Source organism: Pseudomonas sp. NPDC077451, from assembly GCF_044543345.1.
GTDB lineage: Bacteria > Pseudomonadota > Gammaproteobacteria > Pseudomonadales > Pseudomonadaceae > Stutzerimonas.
Genome location: NZ_JBITVX010000012.1, coordinates 125,006 through 131,052 on the forward strand (window position 1 = coordinate 125,006; position 6,047 = coordinate 131,052).

Consider the following 6,047-nt stretch of genomic DNA (forward strand, 5'->3'; position numbering starts at 1 on the left):
AGGCTGCCGCCTGCAGCTCGCCGCTGGGTTAAAGATCGCCAAAAAATCGCTTCACACCCTCGAACCAGCCGCTGGCTTTCGGCGAATGAGAGCTGTCGCTCTGCAATGTTTTGCGGAACTCGTCGAGTATTTCGCGCTGGCGCTTGCCCAGGTTAACCGGCGTCTCCACCGCCACCCGGCATAGCAGATCGCCGGCCGCACCGCCACGTACAGGGGCAACCCCCTTACCACGCAAACGGAACTGCTTGCCGGTCTGGGTACCTTCCGGAATTTTCAACTTCACCCGCCCGTCGAGGGTGGGCACCTCCAGTTCACCGCCCAGCGCCGCGTCAGCGAAGCTGATCGGCACTTCGCAAAACAGATGCTTGCCGTCACGCTGAAAGATTGGGTGCTCGCGGACGTTGACCACCACATAAAGATCTCCAGCCGGACCGCCTTGAGCGCCCGCCTCGCCCTCACCCGTCAAACGGATGCGGTCACCTGTATCGACACCCGGCGGCACTTTGACTGAAAGTGTCTTCTGCTCTTCGACGCGCCCTTGCCCATGGCAGCTGCCGCAAGGATCGGAAATCATCTTGCCGCTGCCATGACAGCGCGGGCAGGTCTGCTGCACCGAGAAGAAACCTTGCTGCATGCGCACCTGGCCGATGCCGCCACAGGTGGTACAGGTCACCGGGCTGGTGCCCTTCTTGGCGCCGGAACCGTCACAGGTCTTGCACTCCACAAGCGTCGGCACACGTATGGTAACCGTGGTGCCCCGCACAGCCTCTTCCAGATCCAGCTCGAGGGTGTAGCGCAGATCACTGCCGCGCTGAGCTCCGCCACGCGAACTGCCCCGTCCGCCAGCGAAGAAATCGCTGAACACGTCGCCGAAGATGTCGGAGAAGTTGGCGTTACCGTACGCCGCACCCGCGCCAGCGCCCATTTGCGGATCGACACCGGCATGACCATATTGGTCATAGGCCTGACGCTTACTCGCGTCGGACAACACCTCGTAAGCCTCATTGGCTTCCTTGAATGAGTCTTCGGCGGCTTTGTCTCCGGGATTACGATCCGGATGATGCTTCATTGCGAGGCGACGGTAAGCCTTTTTTAGCTCTGCCTCGCTGGCGCCCCGCTCGACACCCAGCACTTCGTAATAGTCACGTTTGGCCATAAGTTTCCTGAACCTTCAAATTCGTACCCTCCAGACACGCCGACGCGGGAGCAAGCCCCCGCGCGGCGATTAGGCCCGTCGCGACATCACCGCATCGGGCTGGAGCAAAAGGCAGCAGCCCAAATACAGGCTTCTACGCTCTCTCCACTCATGGAGGTCATAAGCCGCGGCTTACTTGTTGTCCTTGACCTCTTCGAACTCAGCATCGACCACGTCGTCACCGGACTGCCCGTTGTCGCCACCCTGTTCGCCTTCGCCGCCTTGAGGCTGCTCGGCGTACATCTTCTGCGCCAGTGGTGTGGAGGCCTGAGAGACCGCCGCGATCTTGGCTTCGATCTCAGCCTTGTCGTCGCCCTTGATGGCAACTTCCAGCTCGCCGATGGCTTTTTCGATGTTGGCCTTATCTTCTTCGGTAGCCTTGTCGCCGGCCTCAGTCAGCATCTTGCGGGTCGCATGAACCAGCTGATCGCCCTGATTGCGGACGGTCACCAGCTCCTCGAACTTGCGGTCTTCCTCGGCATTGGCCTCGGCGTCACGCACCATCTGCTCGATTTCCTCCTCGGAAAGACCAGAGTTGGCCTTGATCACGATGGACTGATGCTTGCCGGTGGCCTTGTCTTTCGCCGACACGTGCAGGATGCCGTTGGCATCGATGTCAAACGTCACCTCGATCTGCGGAACACCACGCGGAGCTGGCGGAATGTCAGCCAGATCGAAGCGGCCCAGCGACTTGTTCTGCGACGCCTGCTTGCGCTCACCCTGCAGCACATGGATGGTCACTGCGCCCTGGTTGTCATCGGCCGTCGAGAACACCTGCGATTTCTTGGTCGGAATGGTGGTGTTCTTCTCGATCAGCGCAGTCATCACGCCACCCATGGTTTCGATACCCAGGGTCAACGGGGAGACGTCGAGCAGCAGTACGTCTTTCACGTCACCCGCCAGCACGGCCCCTTGAATCGCGGCGCCCATAGCGACAGCTTCATCCGGGTTGACGTCCTTGCGCGCTTCCTTACCGAAGAACTCGGCAACCTTCTGCTGCACCAGCGGCATACGGGTCTGACCACCGACAAGGATCACGTCGTCGATCTTGGCCACGTCGATACCGGCATCTTTCATTGCCATACGGCAAGGCTCGATAGTGCGCTGCACCAGATCCTCGACCAGCGCTTCCAGCTTGGCACGGGAGATTTTTACGTTCAGGTGCTTAGGACCTGTAGCGTCGGCAGTGATGTACGGCAGGTTGACGTCGGTCGACTGGCTCGAAGACAGCTCGATTTTGGCTTTTTCCGCAGCTTCCTTCAGGCGCTGCATTGCCAGCGGATCCCCCTTGAGGTTCATGCCGCTTTCTTTCTTGAACTCATCGACGAGGTAATCGATCAGGCGGATGTCAAAGTCCTCGCCACCAAGGAAGGTGTCGCCGTTGGTGGCCAACACTTCGAACTGATGCTCGCCGTCCACTTCGGCGATCTCGATCACCGATACGTCGAAGGTACCGCCACCCAGGTCATAAACGATGACCGTGTGGTCGCCCCTGGCCTTGTCCATGCCGTACGCCAACGCAGCCGCTGTCGGCTCGTTGATGATGCGCTTGACGTCCAGACCAGCGATGCGGCCAGCGTCTTTGGTCGCCTGACGCTGACTGTCGTTGAAGTAGGCCGGCACGGTAATGACTGCTTCGGTAACCGGCTCGCCGAGATAGTCTTCGGCAGTCTTCTTCATCTTCTTCAGGATCTCTGCAGAGATCTGCGGCGGTGCCATCTTCTGACCGCTCACTTCAACCCAGGCGTCGTTATTGTCCGCCTTGACGATCTTGTAAGGGACCATCTGGATATCTTTCTGCACGACCTCTTCGTCGAAACGACGGCCAATCAGTCGCTTAACCGCATACAGCGTGTTGTGCGGGTTGGTCACGGCCTGACGCTTGGCCGACTGGCCAACCAAGATCTCACCGTCATTGGCATAAGCAATGATCGATGGGGTGGTGCGACCGCCTTCGGCGTTTTCAATCACCTTGGCCTTGCCGTTTTCCAGGATGGAGACGCAGGAGTTGGTCGTTCCCAGGTCGATACCGATAATTTTGCCCATGTGCTTCTCTCCGAACTTTGATTGATCCGCGCCTGTTTACCGGCTGCGGGTAACACAAAAACGCTTGGCTACGAGATGGGGGTCGCTAGCCGAAATTCAAGCCTTCTCATCAATCGAAGGCGGGGTTTCTGCCGGCGCCTTGCTGACGACTACCATCGCCGGGCGCAACAGACGTCCGTTGAGCAGGTAACCCTTCTGGAATACCTTGAGCACACTGCCAGGCTCTGCGTGGGTGCTTTCTTCCATCGCCATAGCTTGGTGATGCTCAGGATTGAAGGGTTCTCCCTGCGGGTCCAGCTGTACCAACTGATGACGTGCCAGGGTGTCGAGCAACAACTTGAACGTTAGCTCGACACCTTCACGCATCGGCTTGACCGCTTCGTCGTCCGGGTTCGACAACTCGAGGCCACGCTCCAGACTGTCCGCGACGGCCAGGAGATCTCCAGCAAATTTCTCCAACGCAAACTTATGCGCCTTCTCGATATCTTGCTCGGCGCGACGGCGAATGTTCTGCAGCTCGGCTGCCACACGCAGAGACTGATCCTGGGCTGCGGCCAACTGCTCTTCTAGAGAATGCACGCGGCCAGCTAAATCCTCGGTCACCTCTGCTTGCGCGGTCTCGTTCTCTTCGGGGGTCTGGTTATCCAGGTTTTGCTCGTCGGCCATGCGGTCCTCCTCATCGATACGTCAGCGGGCGTCGACCCGCGCTTGTGCCGCTATATGGGGGCGACAAAATCTGCTTCAAGGGCGCACTCACATCTCAAACTCGTACGCACGAAACTCGGAAAGATTTTCGGAGCGAACCCGACCGCTTTGTTTACGTACCGCTTATGCCGAGCAACTTGATGAGGCACGCGAAAGCACTGTATAAATAGCCAGTCACCAACGCAGGAGCCCTGCCATGCTGGTTCATCTTTCCGTTCACAATTACGCGATCGTCGAGCATCTCGATCTAGAGCTGAAACGCGGCATGAGCGTGATCAGCGGTGAAACCGGCGCAGGTAAGTCGATCATGCTGGACGCTCTGGGCCTCACTCTGGGCGACCGTGCCGATAGCAGCGTGGTGCGCATTGGCGCGGATAAGGCAGACATTCTTGCCAGCTTCGACCTGGATGACATTCCAGATGCGCGAGCCTGGCTGGCCGAGCGAGACCTGGACAACGATGGCCCTTGCATTCTGCGCCGCGTGATCACCGCCGAAGGGCGTTCGCGCGGCTATATCAACGGAACGCCTTGCCCGCAGGGTGACTTGAAAGCGCTTGGTGAATTGCTGATCGATATTCACAGCCAGCACGAACACCAATCACTGCTCAAACTTGATACCCACCGGCGGCTGCTCGACGAGTACAGCGGCAGCCAGGATCTTGCCCGCCAGGTGCAGCTGGCCGCGCAGCGCTGGAGGCAAACCCGGCAAAGCTTAGAACGCTTGAGCAGCAGCAGCGACGAACAGCGCGCCCGCCACCAGTTGCTTAGCTATCAACTCGAAGAGCTCGAGACGTTGGCACTAGGTGACGACGAACTAGAACACCTGGAGCAGGAGCACAAGAACCTCGCCAACGCGGAGCACCTGCTTGGCGCTTGTCGCCAGGTGATCGAGCTGTGCAGCGAAAATGACGCTGGCAATGTGCTGTCGGCGCTGACCTCAAGCCTGCAGCGCCTGACTGGGTTCCAGAACCAGCCAGGCGCGCTCGGCGAGGCCGTCAACCTACTCTCCAGCGCACAGATCCAAGTCGAAGAAGCGGTGGGCGAACTCAACCGCTTTCTCGATCACTTCGATTCCGACCCACAGCGGCAGCAAACACTGGAAGAACGTCTCGACAGCATTTACACGCTGGCGCGCAAACACCGCGTTCAGCCGCCGGAATTACCAGCCTTGCAGCAACGCCTCTTCGAAGAACTGGAAAGCCTCAACGCCGACGACACTGCACTGGAGCAGCTCAGCGAGGAGCTCGCCGCCTATGAAAGGCACTATCGAGAAAAGGCCGAACAGCTGAGCGCTTCGCGCCAGCACGCGGCCGATTCGTTGGCAGAGGCAGTCGAAGCGGAAATCCAGCGTTTAGGCATGCCGGGCGGCAAATTCAGCGTCGTGTTGAAGCCCGCAGCAGACGGAGACCTTATGCCGCACGGACTGGAACAGGTGGAGTTTCTCGTAAGCGCCAACCCAGGCCAGCCATTACGCCCGCTGGCAAAGGTTGCCTCAGGCGGTGAGCTGTCGCGTATCAGCCTGGCGATCCAGGTGATCACTGCACAAACCTCACGCATCCCGACTCTAGTGTTCGATGAAGTAGACGTCGGCATCGGTGGGCCAACCGCAGAAGTGGTTGGCCAATTGCTGCGCCGACTTGGCGAGCGAGGCCAAGTGCTGACCGTAACCCACCTGCCGCAAGTCGCTGCCCAAGGCCACCACCACTTATTTGTTCATAAGGCACGCGGTGCCGAGGAAACCCACACAGCCGTTGCTGCACTAGATGGCGGCGAGCGGGTTGAGGAAATCGCCCGCATGCTTGGCGGACTCGACCTGACCGAGCAAGCACTGGCGCATGCCCGTCAGATGATCGACTCTGCCCAAGCGTCCTGATCAAACTTAAAAGCACTGCGACTCAGGATCGCCTCGTCTGCTAAGAAAGGCTAGTTAGCGGCCTTGGAGCTAGCCACCTTACGCTTACTTACTTGCGGCTCGCACTGACTGGCATACAAACAGAGCGCACGCACGCGGCCAACGCTTGGCCGTTGATAGGCTAAATAGCCGAAAAGCGAAGCGGTGGTTCTCGAACAGTCATTCACTGAAAAACAAAACCCGCCAATA

Annotated in this window: 4 protein-coding genes; 1 reads left to right on the top strand and 3 read right to left on the bottom strand. The window is 59.1% G+C overall.

The features are described from left to right. Positions 1-28 precede the first annotated feature (28 nt). The 3 genes from dnaJ to grpE form a co-directional block, all read right to left on the bottom strand. A complete protein-coding gene (dnaJ, locus tag ACIGHL_RS17925; RefSeq protein ID WP_128120973.1) occupies positions 29-1,156 on the bottom strand; it encodes a molecular chaperone DnaJ in 1,128 nt (375 codons plus the stop codon). 171 nt (positions 1,157-1,327) lie between these two features. Next, positions 1,328-3,241 (bottom strand): molecular chaperone DnaK, encoded by a 1,914-nt coding sequence (gene dnaK, locus ACIGHL_RS17930; RefSeq protein WP_128120972.1) that lies wholly within the window; start codon positions 3,239-3,241, stop codon positions 1,328-1,330. 96 nt (positions 3,242-3,337) lie between these two features. After that, entirely contained in the window at positions 3,338-3,907 is a 570-nt protein-coding gene (gene grpE, locus ACIGHL_RS17935) for a nucleotide exchange factor GrpE (protein ID WP_128120971.1), read from the bottom strand. Positions 3,908-4,142: 235 nt separating this feature from the next. Between grpE and recN the strand changes: the two genes are divergently transcribed. After that, positions 4,143-5,819 carry a DNA repair protein RecN gene (recN, locus tag ACIGHL_RS17940; RefSeq protein ID WP_128120970.1) on the top strand — a complete coding sequence of 559 codons (1,677 nt, stop codon included), beginning with the start codon at positions 4,143-4,145 and terminating at the stop codon, positions 5,817-5,819. The last annotated feature ends 228 nt before the right edge of the window (positions 5,820-6,047 follow it).